The organism is Actinoallomurus sp. CA-150999 (assembly GCF_050942425.1).
GTDB lineage: Bacteria > Actinomycetota > Actinomycetes > Streptosporangiales > Streptosporangiaceae > Actinoallomurus.
The window spans coordinates 3,662,314-3,679,717 of the sequence record NZ_CP192063.1 but is presented as its reverse complement, the minus strand read 5'-3'; the positions used below and the strand labels follow the sequence as shown (position 1 = coordinate 3,679,717).

Annotated in this window: 9 protein-coding genes and 1 tRNA gene; 7 read left to right on the top strand and 3 right to left on the bottom strand. The window is 64.3% G+C overall.

Annotation, left to right across the window (positions count from 1 at the left end):
* Window positions 1-2: 2 nt before the first annotated feature.
* Window positions 3-914 (bottom strand): carbohydrate ABC transporter permease, encoded by a 912-nt coding sequence (locus ACQP2O_RS17405; protein WP_433185705.1) that lies wholly within the window; start codon window positions 912-914, stop codon window positions 3-5.
* 244 nt (window positions 915-1,158) lie between these two features.
* Between ACQP2O_RS17405 and ACQP2O_RS17400 the strand changes: the two genes are divergently transcribed.
* The 3 genes from ACQP2O_RS17400 (at window position 1,159) to ACQP2O_RS17390 (ending at window position 4,199) form a co-directional block, all read left to right on the top strand.
* Window positions 1,159-2,241, top strand: coding sequence for a LacI family DNA-binding transcriptional regulator (locus ACQP2O_RS17400; RefSeq protein WP_433185702.1), 1,083 nt, complete (start codon window positions 1,159-1,161; stop codon window positions 2,239-2,241).
* A 150-nt stretch (window positions 2,242-2,391) separates the two neighbouring features.
* Window positions 2,392-3,864, top strand: a complete 1,473-nt coding sequence (locus ACQP2O_RS17395) for a hypothetical protein (RefSeq protein WP_433185699.1) — start codon at window positions 2,392-2,394, stop codon at window positions 3,862-3,864.
* A 261-nt stretch (window positions 3,865-4,125) separates the two neighbouring features.
* Window positions 4,126-4,199 (top strand) — tRNA-Pro (locus tag ACQP2O_RS17390).
* Window positions 4,200-4,289: 90 nt separating this feature from the next.
* Here the strand turns inward: ACQP2O_RS17390 and ACQP2O_RS17385 are convergent.
* Window positions 4,290-4,550, bottom strand: coding sequence for a helix-turn-helix domain-containing protein (locus tag ACQP2O_RS17385; RefSeq protein WP_433185696.1), 261 nt, complete (start codon window positions 4,548-4,550; stop codon window positions 4,290-4,292).
* Complete coding sequence (locus ACQP2O_RS17380) at window positions 4,538-4,897, bottom strand: hypothetical protein (RefSeq protein WP_433185693.1); 360 nt, start codon at window positions 4,895-4,897, stop codon at window positions 4,538-4,540. Before ACQP2O_RS17380 ends, ACQP2O_RS17385 begins: the two co-directional genes overlap by 13 nt.
* A gap of 641 nt (window positions 4,898-5,538) precedes the next feature.
* Here ACQP2O_RS17380 and mobF point away from each other — a divergent pair.
* The 4 genes from mobF (at window position 5,539) to ACQP2O_RS17360 (ending at window position 17,360) form a co-directional block, all read left to right on the top strand.
* Window positions 5,539-8,832 (top strand): MobF family relaxase, encoded by a 3,294-nt coding sequence (gene mobF, locus ACQP2O_RS17375; RefSeq protein ID WP_433185690.1) that lies wholly within the window; start codon window positions 5,539-5,541, stop codon window positions 8,830-8,832.
* A gap of 133 nt (window positions 8,833-8,965) precedes the next feature.
* A complete protein-coding gene (locus ACQP2O_RS17370; RefSeq protein ID WP_433185687.1) occupies window positions 8,966-11,965 on the top strand; it encodes an NACHT domain-containing protein in 3,000 nt (999 codons plus the stop codon).
* A gap of 473 nt (window positions 11,966-12,438) precedes the next feature.
* Complete coding sequence (locus ACQP2O_RS17365) at window positions 12,439-16,506, top strand: AAA domain-containing protein (RefSeq protein WP_433185684.1); 4,068 nt, start codon at window positions 12,439-12,441, stop codon at window positions 16,504-16,506.
* A complete protein-coding gene (locus ACQP2O_RS17360) occupies window positions 16,506-17,360 on the top strand; it encodes a hypothetical protein (protein ID WP_433185681.1) in 855 nt (284 codons plus the stop codon). The genes ACQP2O_RS17365 and ACQP2O_RS17360 overlap by 1 nt, the downstream gene beginning before the upstream one ends.
* Window positions 17,361-17,404: the final 44 nt, after the last annotated feature.

The following is a 17,404-nucleotide window of genomic DNA, read 5'->3' as shown; positions in this document are numbered from 1 at the left end:
GGTCAGACCGCCTTCCGCATGCCGCGCACCTGCACCAGATAGGCGATGATCACGGTGATCACGCCCATCACGATGGCCACGGTCGCCGAGTAGTTCTGCTGCTGTCCCGCGAACGACAGCGTGTAGGCGTAGTAGTTGGGGGTGTAGGAACTCGTGATCACGTTCGGCGCCAGGTGTTTGAGGATCGCCGGCTCGTTGAACAGCTGGAAGCTGCCGATGATCGAGAAGATCGTGGCGATGAGCAGCGCGCCCCGCAGTGCGGGGATCTTGATGGCCCACACGATCCGCAGCTGACCCGCCCCGTCGATCTCGGCCGCCTCATAGAGCGAGGCCGGTACGACCTTGAGCGCCGAGTAGAAGATCAGCATGTTGTAGCCCACGAACTCCCAGGTGACGATGTTGCCGATCGACGCCAGGAGCAGGTGCGCGGACAGTGGGTTCGGCAGGGAGAGGCCGAAGGCGTCGTTCAGGTCGTTGATCAACCCGAACTCGGAGCCGTACATGAAGCTCCACATCAGCGTGGCGACCACGGCGGGCACGGCGTACGGCAGGAACACCGAGACCCGGAAGAACGCCTTGCCGTACAGGCGTCCGCTGTCGACGGCCAGCGCGAGGAGCAGGGCGATGAACAACATGATCGGCACCTGCACGGCCAGGAAGACCGCCACCCGGCCGAACGAGGACCAGAACTGCGGGTCCGACAGCGCGGTCCGGTAGTTGTCGATCCCGACGAACGTCGTCCCCCCGATCAGCTTCGTCTGAAAGAGGCTCAGATAGATCGAGTAAGCGATCGGAGCCAGGAAGACCAGAGTGAACATGGCCATGAACGGCCCGACGAACTGCCATCCGCGCCAGGAGCGACGGCCGCCGGGTCGCCGGACCCGGGGCGTCACCACCGCTCGCGCCTCCGCCATGGTGAACCTCCTGCGCCGGGCTCTGCCCAACCGTTGAATGTTTGCGTTAACATCCGCGATCACCTGCGACTATGAGCAGCGATCGTAGTGGGGAGAGGTAACGACGAAGATACGATGTTTACGTAAACTTATCGCGGTATCGTGGCAGCCGTCACAGCGGTCGTCAAGGGTCCGAGAGGGCCGTCCCGACTCCCGCACCCTTGGCTTCGGCGGCGCCGAAGCGGTCCAGAAGGAGCGGCCGACGATGGTTTCATCGGCTTCCGGCGACCGGCAGGAGACCCCTCCGGTGGCGCCCGTCGGCGGGCGACGCAAGCAGCGCGTGTCCATGGCCGACGTGGCGCGCCTCGCGGGCGTCTCCTCCCAGACGGTCTCCCGGGTCTCCAACGGCCACCCGAGCGTCGTCGGGTCGACGCGGGACCAGGTCCTGGCGGCCATGCGCGAGCTGGGCTACCGGCCCAACAGCGCGGCGCGGGCGCTGCGGTACGGCGAGTTCCGCACGATCGGCGTGATCCTCTTCGACCTCAGCTCGACCGGCAACTCGCGGACCCTGGAGGCCATCGCCGCGCACGCGGCCGCGGAGGGATACGCGATCACGCTGATCCCGGTCGCGGCCCGGACCCAGGATCACGTCATGGGAGCCTTCACCCGCCTGGGCGAGCTCGCCGTCGACGCGGTGATCGTCATCATGGAGGCGCACCTGCTCGACAGCGTGTCGTTCACCCTCCCCCCGGGCGTCCACGTCGTCATGGTCGACTCCGACGCCGACGACAGGTACAGCGTGGTGGACACCGACCAGGCCGACGGTGCCCGCCAGGCGGTCGAGCACCTGCTGAGTCTCGGGCACCGTACGGTATGGCACGTCGCCGGCCCGGCGGAGTCGTTCGCCGCCGAGCGCCGCGCCGCGGCCTGGCGGAAGGCCCTGGAGGCCGCCGGGAGGGAGGTGCCCCCGGTACGGCACGGCGACTGGTCCACGGAGTCGGGATACCGCGCCGGGCTGGAACTCGCGGAGGAGCCGGCCTGCACCGCGGTGTTCGCGGCCAACGACCAGATGGCCCTCGGCCTGCTGCGCGCCTTCGGCGAGAAGGGACGGCGCGTACCCGCCGACGTCAGCGTGGTGGGCTTCGACGACGTTCCGGGCACCGCCGACTGGTTCGCCCCGCCGCTGACCACGGTGCATCAGGACTTCGCCGAGGTCGGCCGCCGCTGCGTCCAGGGCGTTCTCGACCAGATCCGCGGTGGCCGGCATTCGGCTCCGGGCACCACGCTCGTCCCCACCCGGCTGGTCGTCCGCCAGAGCACCGCACCGCCCTCCGACAGCGCCCGCTGAATTCAGACCCGTACGGCGGCAAAAGCGCGTTCTGCCACCTATAGACACATGTGACCTCGTGCCAGAGTTCCGTGGCGACGAGGGCTGTGGTTCGCGATTCTCCGGAGAGTTACGTTGCGGTTTCGCAGCGCACGCGAAGGGGGCAGGCGCATGGAACCTTACCCACCCAGCTGGATCGACCGGATCGAGCAGAAGCTCGGCGATCTGGATCTACGGGTCCACGCGGTCAGCACGGAGAATCGGATCAGAATCATCGACACGCCCTGCATGTGGGGGAAGCCGATGAACCAGAGCAGCGCGACGGCCTGCGCGATCGAGGCACTTCGCGACATGGCCGACACGGTCGAGTCGATGCTGATCGGGGGGCGGCAGGTCATCGACATCGTGTCGCTGAACCCGCCCAGCGGGTCGTTCCTGACCGCGATCCAGCGAGGTCTCCTGGCACTCAACGGGCGTCAGGTGACCGTCCGGTTCCTGTACGGGTACGTCCCGGTGGAGGGCACGGTCGAGGCATTCGTCCGCGACCTCAAGGACTTCTGCCGGCAGAACAAACTCGACACCACGCGGATGACCATCCTCGTCGGCGAGCTGTACAAGCTGACGGCGTTCTTCTGGAACCACGCCAAGATCGTGGCGGTGGACGGCGCGGTCGCACTCGTCGGCGGGCACAACCTGTGGGCGGAGTCCTACGGGACCTATCCGCCGGTCCACGACATATCCCTCCAGGTCATCGGCACCGCGGCCATGCACGCCCAGGAGTTCGCGAACTGGTGCTGGAACGTCGGCGGCGACAACCTCACCGTCCGAAAGATCAACGCCAAGTGGGGCACGGACACGATCGCCCCCGGACTGCAGCGCAACCAGATGTGCGTCATCGACATCAGCGACCAGCACTACCAGCCGGTCCCGGGCGAGGGCCGGCGCTGGACGACGGGCAAGATGCTGTCGCTCGGACGAGGCGGCCTACTCGGCTGCAACGCCAGCGACGTCGCCAAAGAGGCGATCATCAAAGGCGCCCAGCGCACTTTAAAGATCTGCCAGCAGGACCTCGTGTTCACCAGCTTCACCGCCGAGAAAGACCACAAGGTCTGTCACTGGATCGCCGAGGCGCTCATCCAGAACCAGCTCCTCAAGGTCGACATCGTCGTCTCCCCGATCGGCGGCGCGACCCACGGCGCCCAGTACTCCTGGGGCTTCGGCGCCTCCGGCACCTACGCCCTCGTCAAGAGCATCATCGAGAGCAAGTTCCCTGCCAAGCTCCGCGACGAGGCCGCCCTCCAGCGCATCCTCGCCCGCCTCCAGGTGGCCCCGTTCTGCTTCACCCAGGTGCAGTTCGCCAAGGAGGGTGAGGACTACCTCTGGCCCGACCCACCGGACACGGCCGTCATCGGCCGCTTCGAGAAGGGCGCCCTGAAGCCGTCGGGAACGTACAACCCGGCTCCCGGCAACCACGCCAAGGTCTACATCGTCGACGACGCCTGCTTCTACATCGGCAGCGACAACCTGTACCCGCACGACCTCGCCGAGTTCGGCTACCTCGTCGAGGGCCCCGCCGTGGCCGACCTCCTGGCCAACTACTGGACCCCGGTCTGGCGGTACAGCTCCCCGCACAAGGTCACTTAGCCGGCGACCGGGCCGACCTCCGGCCCGGCCGGAAACGCGGCAGACCCCGAACCCGCATCGGGTTCGGGGTCATTCCAATGCCCCCGAGACATCACAAGTGCACTATTGACGGCAATGGTCCATATGGCCGGGAGATGACGGCTTCCGGGGCGCGGCGGCGGCGAGCAGTTCGGCGAGATCCCGGAGGCCGCAGCATGATCGCTACGGGTCGGCCGACGTGCGCCGACCAGGCTGCGCCTGTGCTAGCCTTGGCGATGTTCACGGGACGTGGCGCAGTTTGGTAGCGCACTTGACTGGGGGTCAAGGGGTCGTGGGTTCAAATCCCGCCGTCCCGACATAAAGAGCAAGGTCGAGGGCCGGTTTCCGCTCAGCGGAGACCGGCCCTTGATTATTTGTCCGTGGTTCGTCCGTGGGATTGAACGTCCCTAGGGGGCACGATCCGGCCTCAAAGAATCTTGCGGAGCGCTGACGCGGTGGGGGTCGTCGCTGTCGATGTTCAAAGCGCGCCGAAGGTCGGCGGTCGAGACGCGGTAGCTGCGACCGATCTTTGTGACCTTGCAGGGGAAGTTGCCCTCGCGGGCGAGGCGGTACGCCTTGGCCCGCCCGAAGCCGAACGCGCGCCCGGCGGTCGGGACGTCGACCGTCGCGGGCAGGCGGCGTACTTCCTCGATACTCATGGGTTCCATCTGTGCTTCCTTCCTTCGTTGAGCCCCGGCGTGGGGTTGTCTGGGGAGCGGTACGGCGCTTGGGCGCGCTGACCGTTGGTGTCCGCGGACTGTCCGCCGATCGTGCGGCGTCGGGTGGATACGTGCTCGGTCATCCAGATGTTGGTCGGGAGCCAGTCGGCCTCGATCAGGTTGGCGATGAGGCGGTCGGGCTCCAGGTCGCCGGCGCCGAGCCATCCGTAGGTGACCGTCAAGATGGCGAAGTCGCCGTCCTCGTGGAGGTCGATCTGCGCGGTCAGCCAGCCGAGGATGCCTTCGGGGTCCGGATGGATGATCCACGGGCTGCCATGAACGTCTACCAGGACCACGGGGACGTCGACGGCGTGACCACTCTCGTCGATCAGCTCGATCTCGGTGCGGTACTCGATGAGGATTCGCGCGTGCTCAGCCGCCCGTGCGATGGCCTACGCAGCGGTCCTGTCCGGATCTCGCCACCATTGCCTGCTCACGTGCCGCACGCCGAGCAGAAGCGACGAGAAACAACTGCGTCATACATCTGGCCTCTCATAGCGCCCAGACAGTAGAGGGCGGAAATCAGGGGGCCGTTAGCGCAGGGTCAGCGGAGTCATCCCTCGGCCGGCCGTGTCTTTGTGGGTCGATTGATCGCATCTGGTTCGAGAGCGTGGAACCGTCTTGGCTCATGCCCATGGGCGGTCGGTCATGGCATCAGCGCTCGGCCGGATCTCCGGCCTGTACAGGGCTGTTGCGCTCGCCGATCACTCCGAACAACGAACACTAAATACAACTGCAAATAACTGAACAACTCATATAGAACCATCAACACCTAAATCCTAAAATAGAACATACAAACTTATTGACTATCAATCCACATACAACTCATCATCTACAACAAGCAACATCAAACGGGGTTGGACCCAGGTATCGCGATACGGCGGACGGTCCGTCGCCCCGGCCGAGGAGCCAGGGCCAAGGGGGTGAGATCGGTGGCGTGGGTGACGAAGCTGGGCCAGCGCCAGCCCAGGTGGAGTACCGCCTATCGGAAGGCGCCGGCTGCGGACTCGCGCCCCCGGCCCAGGGCCAAGCGCAGGCACTCGTCGGGCGACAAGCTGATCATCAACTTCGGTACCGGATGAAGGCAGCCGAGCGCTCGCTGACGTGGATCGGGCGGGGCTTGGCAGAGGTTGGCATCACCCCGGGCAGCGCACTGACCGAGGCGCAGAAGGACGCTGCGCGAGCGTTGATGGCCGGGCTTGATCCACGTTCCGGACAGGTCCTGGTGAAGCCGAAGATGGCAACCGACCCGTCCGGGACGCTGTCCGCAGCGCCTCTGGTGGCGGCGATCACCGAACGCGACGTCGACCTGGAGGAGTCCATGGCGGGCCGGTGGGCGGCGAAGCGGTTGCAGCGCCTGGTGCGAATGGTGAACCGCCACGGGGAAGCCCACCGGGCCCCGTACGCCGATCTTTCCCGGCTGGCCGAAGCCGCCGGAATCGATCTCGATGAGGTGTATCCGGCCGCCGAGGTGGAGCATGCACAGGCGCACGCGCACCGCCGGGTACGCATCGGCAACCGCGGCTATGACGTGACCCTGGACCTGCCGAAGTCGATCAGTGTCCTGTACGGATTGACCGACACGGGAACCGCAGCCGAGATCGAGGACATGTTCGCCGACGTGGTGGACGAGGCCGTGGCCGCACTGGAGGTCTGGTGCGGGTACGGGATGAAGGGCCACCACGGTGATAGCAAGACCGCGGAGCGGGTCAGCTCGACCGGGCTGTTGGGATGGGTGATGTGGCATTCGGTGGCCCGGCCCGTCGAAGGCGCTACTCCCGACCCGCACCTGTACGCACATGTGGTGATCGCCAACCTGATCCGCCGAACCGACGGGGTATGGAGCTGCCCGGGGGCGGGTGGGAGTGAGTTCCACCACAACGTCGGCGCGCTCGGAGCGTTCACCCAAGCACGCATGCGCCACGAACTGACCCGCCGTTACGGCCTCACCTGGCGTCGGGATCCCCATACGGGGGTTTGGGAGATCGCAGTGATTCCCGATCACCTACGGGCGGTGTTCTCCAAACGCCATAGCCAGATCCGGGACCTCCTGCTGGCGGCCGGCGTCGATCCCGAGTACGCCTCGACGGCGCAGGCCAGGACCGCAGCAGCCACGACTCGTGAGCACAAACCGTGCGGCACTGACAGCGAGGCGCTCCGATCGTCATGGGACCGCCAGGCGAACGAGGCAGGGTTCGCCTCTGACGACCTGTCCGGCCTCAATCTCAAGCTGTCTGCAATGCCGGGCGGCTCTGTCCAGGCGGTACCGAGCGTGGAGGCGATCGCCGCGCAGGTCTTCGATCCCGAGACCGGGGTGTGTGCACACACCAAGAAGGTCCGCCGTGCAGCCGTCTTCGCCGCCGTGTGCGACGCGCTCCCAGCCGGGGTAGCAGATCTGGCCGAGGCCGAAGCGCTCACCGAAGCGGTCCTGTCGCTGGAGGGCGGACCTGCCGTTCCGCTGCCCGGCCGGATCGCCCATCTGACACACCCCAGCCGCTACACGACTCGCGACATCCTTGCTGCCGAGACCGCGGCGCTGGAGGCAGCCCGTGCCGGGTACGGTGCCGGCTTGGCCAAGGTTCCGGCGCCAACCACCGAGCTGGCCATCGAGGCGTACGAGGCCAGCAAGAGCTTTCCACTATCGGCCGAACAGCGCGCCGTGGTCGAACGACTCACCGTCGACGGGCACGGCGTCGACGCGGTGATCGGAGTACCCGGATCCGGCAAAACCGCGCTCATGTCCGCCGCCCGCGCCGCCTGGCACGCCGAAGGGCTCACTGTCGCCGGCGCAGCCACCGCTGCGGTCGCGGCAGCGAACCTGCAGGCAAGCACGGACATCCCCGCCGCGACGATCGCCTCCTGGCTCAACCGCATCCGCAGCGGCAGAAAGGATGTCGGCTTGGCCGGCGTCGATGTCCTCGTCGTCGATGAAGCCGCCATGGTCGACGACCGGGACCTGGCCCAGATACTGCAGTCCGCCGCCGCCTCCGGCACGAAGGTCGTGCTGATCGGAGACCCGATGCAGCTGCGCGCCGTGGGCGTCGGTGGCGCATTCGCAGCCATCCACCGCCAAGTCGACGGACCCACCCTGACCGAGAACCGACGCCAACATGACCGCCTCGAACGCCGCGCCCTGCAACTATGGCGCGACAACCGCCGAGGCCACGCGCTCCGCACATGGGGCGCAGGTGGAAAGGTGCATGCTGGCGCCGACCGTGACGACACCCTGGCCGCCCTGCTCGCCGACTGGACGACCGTGCGGCGAGGAGCCACCGACCTCCACGACGAACTCGCCCAAGTACTCATCCTTGCCGGCACTAACAACGACGTCGACGCCCTCAACCACGCCGCCCGCACCATCCGCCGCGTCAACCAAGAACTGTCCGGCCCCGATCACACCTACCGCCGCAACGGCGGCACCACCCTGCGACTAGCGGTCGGTGACCACGTGAGGATCCGTATCAACGACTACCGGTCCCGAACCGATCCACGCCACACCGACGTACTCAACGGCTACCGCGGTCTCATCACCTCCATCGACTCGCACCGCAACGTCCAAGTCGAATGGCAACACCACGGTCCGGACGGCCCCCACATCGTGCGGGAGTGGCTGTCACCGGCCTTCATCGCACACGGCGGCCTCGACCACGGAACCGCGCTGACGGTCGCCGCAGCCCAAGGACTCACCTGCGACCACACACTCATCTACGGGCTCGGCCTCGACCCCAACACCCTGTACGCCGCCATGTCCCGAGACCGACACACCGCCCGCCTCTACCTCCCCCGCAATCTCCTTGAAGACGACACCGATCGGGCACGCCACGGCCAGGCACGCAACCCGGCTGAAGAACTCCACCGCGCCATCGACGCCTACGCCGCCACCGCCAGCGGTAAGCGCGCCGACACCCTCATACTCACCGAGCTCAGTCGCGAACCCGACCGATCGCCGACGAGGTCCGTACCCACCGCCCGCCGCGTTGCCAACGTCATCCCTATGACGCCCACACCAGCACCGACCTCGATCACCTCGCCGCCGTGCACGCTGGACAACGGCTCCGCAGCAGGCTCGAGCCTGAAGCGCTCACCTTTGAAGCCACCGAACGCACTGCTCACAGACAAGCCAAAACCGCACAGCGCCGCGACCAACGGCCCAGTCGCATCCGCTACCAGCCGCCCGTCCAAGAAATCCAACGGAGTACCCAGCGCAACCTCTAACGCCTGCGAGACGTGACCGGCAGGTAATCTCATAATTCCGGCCCGTCCAAGCGAGCGACGCGTTGTGGCCTCCTACCGTCAACTCCCCACAATCGCGCCGTATCCCGGGGATGCTGTACCCGTAACCCTGGCTTCCGCTTGGAGGACCCATGGCCCGGTCGCTCTCTTACTCCGACGCTGTCAAGCTGCTCGGCGGCCGAGGCAAGGCCGTCAAGGCCCTCGATACGCTCACTGGAGGGGCCCTTCTGGCGGCAACGGCCGGCGGCACACAGTTCGTGCTCAGCCTGTTCGATGCCAAGGCCGAGATGGCTAAGGTCGGCGGCGAACTCGTCGCTGGCCTGGCTGAGAAGATTTCCGGCCTCGGGCGGTTTGACCGTACCCAGCGGCTAGAGGCGGCCCACGCGGTCATCGTCCTCACTGCGTACTTCGAGGCTATCGCCGAGTGTGGCTTGCCCGATCTCGACCTCGACAGAGCCGAGCAGCTCGCGGTCGCCACCCGAGGATCCGCCGGATCCAATCCTCGGCTCAGTAGCGTCACCCGACACCTGCTTCGCACCCAGGTTCCGTCAGTCGGACCGCATCGGCCGGATGAGCGAGAGTTGGAGGCTTACTACCTGGCACTGTCTGAGTCCCTCGGTCAGTTTGTGACCGGCCTAGCGATATGGGATGACCTCGACGGAACCCGCCAGGCTCGTATCGTTCGCGCCCTCCGCGAGGATGTTCCGGCACACGCTATACGGCGGCACGATGAGATGCTCCGCCGCCTCGCGGCCGACTTTCCGGAGGTCGCTTTCTGGATCAACCTGGGCGAGCACTCGGTAACCCGGGCGACGCTCCGATCGGGCCTGACCGAGCTGGAGCACGTCCTCGCCAGAATCGCCTCGGACCGGGCGCCTGACGGGCGGCGGGAGGAACTCGCTTGCCGGTACCGCGCTGAGCTCAGTCGCGGCGTGCTTCGCACCGGCGACGTGCCTCCGGGGCTGATTATCCCGGCGCTCGAAGACGCGTACATCGATCACCAATTCCGCGCTGCCGACCTGAGCCCATTCAGCCGACCTGATCACCAGGACTGGTGGGCAGACATCCCGGTCCGGGACGACCTGTACGGGTATCTGCTCGGATACCTGACCTCTCTGAAGGCCGTAAGAGGCCCGCTGCTGTTGCTCGGCCAACCGGGCTCGGGTAAGTCGGTGCTCACCAAGGTCCTCGCCGCGCGGCTGCCGGCCTCCGACTTCCTCGTCGTCCGCGTGTCGCTACGCGAGACGCCCGCCGACAGCGATCTCCAGGGCCAAATCGAGTACGCCATCCGGGACGCGACTGGAGAGACGCTGTCCTGGCCTGCTTTGGCCCGGACGGCCGACGGTGCCCTGCCCGTCGTGCTGCTGGACGGATACGACGAGCTCCTTCAGGCCACCGGCGTCAGTCAGTCGGACTACCTGGAACGGATCGTGCAGTTCCAAGAGCGAGAGGCCGACCAGGGACGGCCTGTCGCCGTTGTGGTAACCAGTCGAACGACGGTCGCCGACCGGGTGCGCGTGCCGCCCGACGGTGTGGTTGTCCTACATCTAGAACCGTTCCACCCCGGCCAGGTAGAGCGCTGGCTGAAGGTCTGGAACGAGGCTAACGAACCATTCTTCGAGACTCGTGGGCTTTTGCCGTTGCCGGTGACGAGCGCTCTGGCGCATGCAACTTTGGCCGAGCAGCCTTTGCTTTTGATGATGCTTGCGCTCTATGACGCCGACGACAACGCCCTTCAGCGAGATGATGACAACCTCGACCAGGCCCAACTCTATGAGCGGCTGCTGAACCGGTTCGCCGAGCGAGAAGTCGCCAAGTCCAGCGCGAATCTCGACAGCCAAGATTTCGCTCGGGCGGTCGAAGAGGATCTATTGCACCTGTCGCTCACCGCGTTCTCTATGTTCAACCGACGCCGCCAATGGATCACCGAAGACGAGCTGAACACTGACCTGGCGTCACTTCTGAAGGAAGCTGGCCCAGTGTCCGGTATACACTCACCGCTTAGCCCGGCGCAGCGAGTGGTAGGAAAGTTCTTTTTCGTTCACCAATCCCAGGCTGTGCGTGCCGAAACGAGGCTCACTACCTGTGAGTTCCTCCACGCGACGTTCGGGGAGTTCCTTGTGGCGCGGCTGGTCGTCCGTGAACTAGCCGAACTCGCCCGGGATGCGGAGCACGCAGCACGGCGCACCCGTCAAGCCAACTCCGACGACGGCTTCCTGCGTGTGTTGCTATCGTTCGTTCCAATCTCAGCCCGCAGCTCAATTACCTACTTCATCGCCGCGCTGTGTCATGAGTTGCCCAAACGAGGCCTCATCCGTCAACTGCTGCAGGAGCACTTCGGCGCCGCCCTCGCACCCCAACGCGAGAGCGCTTATGGGAGCTATGCCCCGGCCCAGTCCCCGATGCCAGCGCGATACGCCGCCTACTCAGTCAACCTCGTGCTACTCATTGCCCTCCTTGGTCCGCTTCGAGCCAGCGACCTGTTCCCTGGTTCACCAGATCCAGTCAACGACTGGCGCCGCCATACCCTCCTGTGGCGCTCGCAGCTCTCAGACGACGAATTCCGTAGCCTCACCCTCTGTTTCATACCACGCCGTGTGAAGCGCGGAGCCTCACGCGACCTAATACTCAGCCCGGTACAGCCGTTCGCCCGTATCGACCCGACGTGGGCGTACGATGACCTGCCGACCCTCGACACGTTCCGCATGGCCAACGTAGGCGCTTACGCGGATACCGCGCTCCTTTGCGACGAGCTGACTGACCTCCTCCTTCACGCATCCGAGCCGCTTGAGAATCTTACGGAGGTGTTCCACCGCCGTCCGGATGGGTCGTACGCGTCGGCAGCCCACGAGCTAACGGAACTCATCCGGGTCACCGTCGAAGATGAGGCCCCCGAGTCGCTCACAGCGCACTACGACGCATGCCTCGATGCCATCACAATCGATGACCCGGACTCCCCTCTCTACCTAAGGATGATCTTTCGACAGCTTGCGCTGGACGCTGAGCGATTGCCGCGCAACTGGCTCGCGCTGATTGAGAGGCGGTTCCAGGACGAAATTCAAGGAGATCAACAGCTCGGCGAGCTAGCGCGGCGAGCGTTCACGGCGCATGGCGAAGGGCAGCCAGCCTAGTCTGATCGATTGGTAGATAACGTCAGGAGTGCGTGATCGCTCGCCGTCTGACGATCTAGCTATCTCGAGTTTCCACCGGACTGCAGGTTGGGCCTATGAATCGCCAAGTTGTTTTAAGTTCCCTCAGAGGCCACGACACAGCAGGCAAAGGTGAGATCTGCGCGGATTTCGCAGCACGTACCCCATCAGCAAGAAAGTGAACGAAAGCATGGCCATGTCCGACGCTTTCGGATCAGCGCACGGAGCGGCCCTGGATAGGCGACCTGACACTGATCGGACAAACGTTCGAACCTTAGATCATTTAGATCCGGACATGCACTTTTGGTAGTTTCAGGTGTCCAATTTTGAGGTTTCTCAATTCTATCTTTAGAAGCGCTGGACATCCAACGACGGAATTGAGATGTTTCTCTGTTCGCCAACATGCGCAGCCGCCTACACCAGCCCGCGGCTCGCCATGAAAACGGGGAGGCAGAATGTCGTTCGGAGTCGAACGTGATCGTTTGGTGGCCGTCCGGACGGCTGCTGGAAGGTGGGCGGACGAACTAATTGATCTCGGTCATCGCAACACGCTGCTGCATTACAAGGACACCAAGACCGCTACTTTGGACCTAACCGCCGCACGGCCAGAGGCGCTGGCGGCCCTCCTCGCAGGGAACAAGGTCCGGCTAAATGCGCTGATCACCGAGCCTGCTGAGCACAAGACCGCCTGTACGCGAGCCCGGAATCTCCACAAGAAGATCTTGGAGCTTGACGAGGAGCAGGGCGTTGAAGCCGGCCACCTCGCCCGCGGCATGCTCCGAGTAGATCCACCGAGCACTCGTGGCGCTGCTCCCGTCCTACCTCTTCGTGCTCCGCTGTTGCTCCAACCAGTCAGCCTGCGGTCCCGCACAGCCACGGAGAACGACTTCACCCTCGAGGTGACAGACGAGGCGGCGGTGAATCCCGTCCTTGTTTACGCCCTCTCGCGGCAGTACGGCGCCGAAATCGATGCCGATGCCTTCAACGACAAGCTCGACGCGTTGTTTGCGGAGGTAACTGACCCGGCCGACCAGGTTCAGCAGGCGTTCCAGCACCTAGCTGCGATTCTGGCATCGACGCGCGTTTCGGCTGAGTTGGAAGATCGCGCCGTTGTAGGTGTCTTCAGCTACGAGAAGCTGCCGATGGTGAAAGATCTACAAACCTCAGCTGATCTGCTGGCACAACATGAGATCATCACGGCCCTCGCAGGCCATCAGCCGTCGCTGCAGGCGCTGCTGCAAGCGGGGGGCCCACACCAGATAGTCCCCAGTGACGAGGTCACCCCGAGCAACGAATACCTGGTACTGGATGCCGACTCGTCGCAGTACACGGCCATCGGGCACGTACTCGCTGGCAGGCATCTACTCATCGAAGGACCTCCCGGCACAGGGAAGAGCCAGACGATCGCGAACATCATCGCGGAACTTGCTGCTCGGGGAAAGCGCGTACTTTTCGTCACGGAAAAGCGCGCCGCGATCGAGGCCGTCACCGATCGGCTCGCGCGGGTAGACCTAGACCACCTCGTCTTTGATCTGCATGACAAGAGGGCTAACCGCCGTCATGTCGCCCAGCAGCTAGCTGAAAGCCTAGAGCGAGCCGGTCGCGAGCTTCCACACCGGCTCGAAGATCTCCATCGGACGCTCACTGAACGCCGCGCTCGCGCGGTCGCTCACGCGGTCGAGCTACATAGGACCAGGGATCCGTGGGACATCAGCTACTTCGAGGCGCAGGCTCGCCTGGCTGCGCTTCCGCAAGAAAGCCAAACCCACATCCGCTTCCGCGGCGCCCGGCTCCGCAAGCTCGACGCAGAGGCCATCGCCGTGGTGACGACGGATCTCAAGGACTACATCGATACGGGCGGGCTACGCGTGCGGCGAGAAGAGTCTCCGTGGTCACGCGCGAATATCCGCACTGAAAGCGACCTCGAGAAGGTGATCCTCCAGCTTGATGAGGTGGCCGGCTCGGCGCTGAGATCGACCCGTACTGAGATGGAGCATCTGGTCGCAACAGTCGGGCTTAGAGCACCAGTGACGCTCGCTGGATGGCAAGAGACGCTTGATCTGTTGAGTGGGGTGGGACAAACCCTAGCTATTCTCAACGAGCAAGTCTTCGGCGAGAGCCTCGATGTCCTGCTGCACGCGACCTCCAGCCGTGCTCAGCGACGTCATCACCAACGGATCGGATTCTGGAGGCGCCGCGTTCTGATCAAGCAGGCCCGCGCCCTAGCCAAGAATGGACTGCGGAACCGGGCCGACCTGAATTCTGTGCTGGCAAACGCAGCCGCACAACGCGATCGCTGGCGTTCACTCGCCGTTAACGGCAGCGGACCCTCCGCCGTTTCAGGACTCGAAGAGATCACCCGGAGCTACCAGCATCTGCGTGACCAACTCGCCGCCATCTCGCTAAGCGCAGACGTCGAACCACTCGAACAGAAACCTGCGCAAGAGATCGAGGCCGCGCTCGAGGCGCTGAACGGTGACCGCGACACCTTGTTGCGCATGCCCAAACTCAACGGGCTCGCCGATCGGTTCAGCCAATACGGGTTGGATGCCCTATTGGACGAACTCGCCGCCCATGACGCTTCCGCTGAGCAGGCGGCCGACGCGTTCCACTGTGCGTGGCTCTCCTCCGTGTTGGATGAGTTCCGGCTCCGAGTGCCCCACTTGCGGGACTTCACTTTCAGTGGCCATCAGCGCCAAATAGATGAGTTCCAACGGGCCGACCTCGCACATCGCGATACCAACGCGCATCGGGTGCGAAGGGCCGTCGCCGAGAACCTCCGACAGGCACGCGACAACCACCCGGAGCAGAGTGCGCTGGTCCGAGGGCAGGCTTCTCGCAAGACCCGGCATATGGCTATCCGCCGACTAATCTCCCGCGCGCCCGACGTACTTCTGGCGGCGCGACCGTGCTGGGCAATGTCTCCAGTAGTGGTCAGCCGGATGCTTCCAGCCGAGCGGCTCTTCGACGTGGTCATCTTCGATGAGGCTAGTCAGGTCGAACCTCAGGACGCGATCACCTCGATCATGCGCGGCCACCAGCTCGTAGTCGCTGGCGATCCAAAGCAGCTGCCGCCGTCGCGATTCTTCCGTCAGCTCTTGGGCGGAGCCGCCGACACCAGGGACGAGAATGGCGAGGACGCAGACGACGACCTCGCCGTCTACGAGTCAATTCTCGACCGTCTGTCGAGCCTCCTACCTCATCGTTGCAGGTTGCGCTGGCACTACCGCAGCAGCGATGAACGTCTCATCGCCTTCTCCAACCTCCATATCTACAACCGTGACCTGGTCACATTTCCCGGGACCCTCAGCGATAGTCCACTCACGCTGGACCTGGTCGACGCGGTCGCGGCCCCAGGACAGGACGGATCATCGCCGCAGGAAGTTCAGCGTGTCGTTGCACTGGCACTGCAGCATGCACGACTGCGGCCAAAAGAGACCCTCGGCGTGATCACTATGGGACGTCGACACGCCGACCGGATCGAGATCGCACTCAACGACGCACGCGCTACACATCCCGAGCTAGACGACTTCTTCTCCCAGGAGCACGGTCCAGGCCGCAGGTTCTTCATCAAGAACCTCGAGAGCGTCCAAGGCGACGAGAGAGACGCCATCATCCTCAGCATCGGCTATCCGAAAAGACCGGACGGCCGAGTACCGCTGCGTTTCGGTCCCGTGAACGAGGCCGGCGGTGAGCGACGCCTCAACGTGGCCGTGACCCGTGCACGCCAGCGTATGACAGTCGTCAGCTCTTTCTCTCACCTCGACATGGACCCACGCCAGACCAAATCTGCCAGGAATCAGGGTCCTGAACTCATCCGTCGCTTCCTCGAATTCGCCAGTACGGGAGGTACCGTCCTGGGGAGTCCGCATGCTGCAACCAACCTCAACGGCTTCGAGCGAAGTGTCCTGGAGGCACTCGAGCATGAAGGGGTTCCCGTCCACCCCCAGTGGGGCGTCGGCGATTATCGGCTCGACTTTGCGCTGGCTCATCCCGATCGGCCAGGCCAGATGGTGCTGGCGGTCGAGGCTGACGGTGAGCGTTACCACTCAGCCCCGAGTGCACGCGATCGCGACCGCCTACGCCAGGAACACCTCGAGCGACTCGGGTGGCGATTCCACCGGATTTGGTCAATCGCATGGTTCCAGGATCCCGCGACCGAGACCGCCCGGATCATTGAACGATGGCGCCACGAGGTCTCTGCACAAGAAGGCCGAGCGGACGATACTCAACAGTCTGAGAGCCAACCACCATCTCTGGTAGTACCCGAAATGGTGGCGCCGAGTCGGGGTCCCCGGCCACTCATTGCCCGACATCCGAAGATCATCGACTACAGCAAAGACCAGCTCGTGGAGATCTGCTCGTGGCTATTGAGTGACGGCCTACTCCTCCCTCGCGAAGACAGAATCAGCGAAGCCATCCAGGAGCTCGGCTTCTCCCGTCGCGGAAAGATAATTGTCGAACGCTTGAATGCAGCGTTCGATGAGGCTCGGCAACAACACATCGGAAGGCGCGGCCACTGATGTTCCCTCTGGACCCAAAGACTATCGAACGCCTTACGAAGATCATCTGTGATTTGGGCGGCCCATACGAGCGGACTGGTCGGGAGTTGGAGCAACTGCTCCATCGGGCCGGCTGGAGTGAGCCTCCCGAATATGATGGAACACCTCGTATCCAGTGGCTACTCGAAACACTTCAGGACGAGGACACCGATCAATCACTCATCGAGAGTCTTCTTCGTAGGATCTGTAGCCCTATCGAATACGACGATGGTGCGCAATCTGCCGAGCTCGTACGCGAAGAGGTCAACAAGGTGCTTGAACCAGAGGGCCTTGTCATCACGTCTAACCGTAGCCATCCGATACTCGGCGAGCTGATAGCCGACGAGGACAGGATCGTCTTCTCCGCGCCCGCGGATCTTGAAGCTCGCCTTCGCCGTCTGATCAGTGACGCCGACGCTGTCACCTGGCTGGTCGCTCGGGCTGCCGAGACACAGATCTGCGAGCAGAATGGAGCCTACGTCTTCGCCTTGGTAGGAATCGGTAGCTTCGTGGAGCATCTCCTACTGTGTGTCCTGACCGAACACGACGCACAAATCGCGGCTCAAGGCCTTGTCGCAGGTAACGGCAACCGAGTCCGCGCTGAGCGCGCCTCACTCGACCTACTCATTCAGACTGCCCACTCCAAAGGCTGGATTCAGCTGGACGCCAAGGACTTCATGGACAAGGTGCGCGACTATCGCAACTTTGTGCACCTACGCCTACAACGACAGCGGGACCTCGCGCCAGACCAAGACACCGTAATGCTGTGCTGGGGCCCCGTCCGTGCGGTCCTTAACGACCTGGAGACAACCTTCTGTGCCGGATCAAATACGTGATCGTAAACTCAGCCTGATGGGGGAAGCTCGCGCGGGAGACAAGG

What these genes read in the sequence shown, in the direction of transcription:
- ACQP2O_RS17360 (WP_433185681.1), top strand. Translation starts at nt 16,506, where the DNA reads ATGTTCCCTCTGGACCCAAAGACTATCGAACGCCTTACGAAGATCATC.
- ACQP2O_RS17365 (WP_433185684.1), top strand. Translation starts at nt 12,439, where the DNA reads ATGTCGTTCGGAGTCGAACGTGATCGTTTGGTGGCCGTCCGGACGGCT.
- ACQP2O_RS17370 (WP_433185687.1), top strand. Translation starts at nt 8,966, where the DNA reads ATGGCCCGGTCGCTCTCTTACTCCGACGCTGTCAAGCTGCTCGGCGGC.
- ACQP2O_RS17385 (WP_433185696.1), bottom strand. Translation starts at nt 4,550, where the DNA reads ATGGAACCCATGAGTATCGAGGAAGTACGCCGCCTGCCCGCGACGGTC.
- ACQP2O_RS17395 (WP_433185699.1), top strand. Translation starts at nt 2,392, where the DNA reads ATGGAACCTTACCCACCCAGCTGGATCGACCGGATCGAGCAGAAGCTC.
- ACQP2O_RS17400 (WP_433185702.1), top strand. Translation starts at nt 1,159, where the DNA reads ATGGTTTCATCGGCTTCCGGCGACCGGCAGGAGACCCCTCCGGTGGCG.
- ACQP2O_RS17405 (WP_433185705.1), bottom strand. Translation starts at nt 914, where the DNA reads ATGGCGGAGGCGCGAGCGGTGGTGACGCCCCGGGTCCGGCGACCCGGC.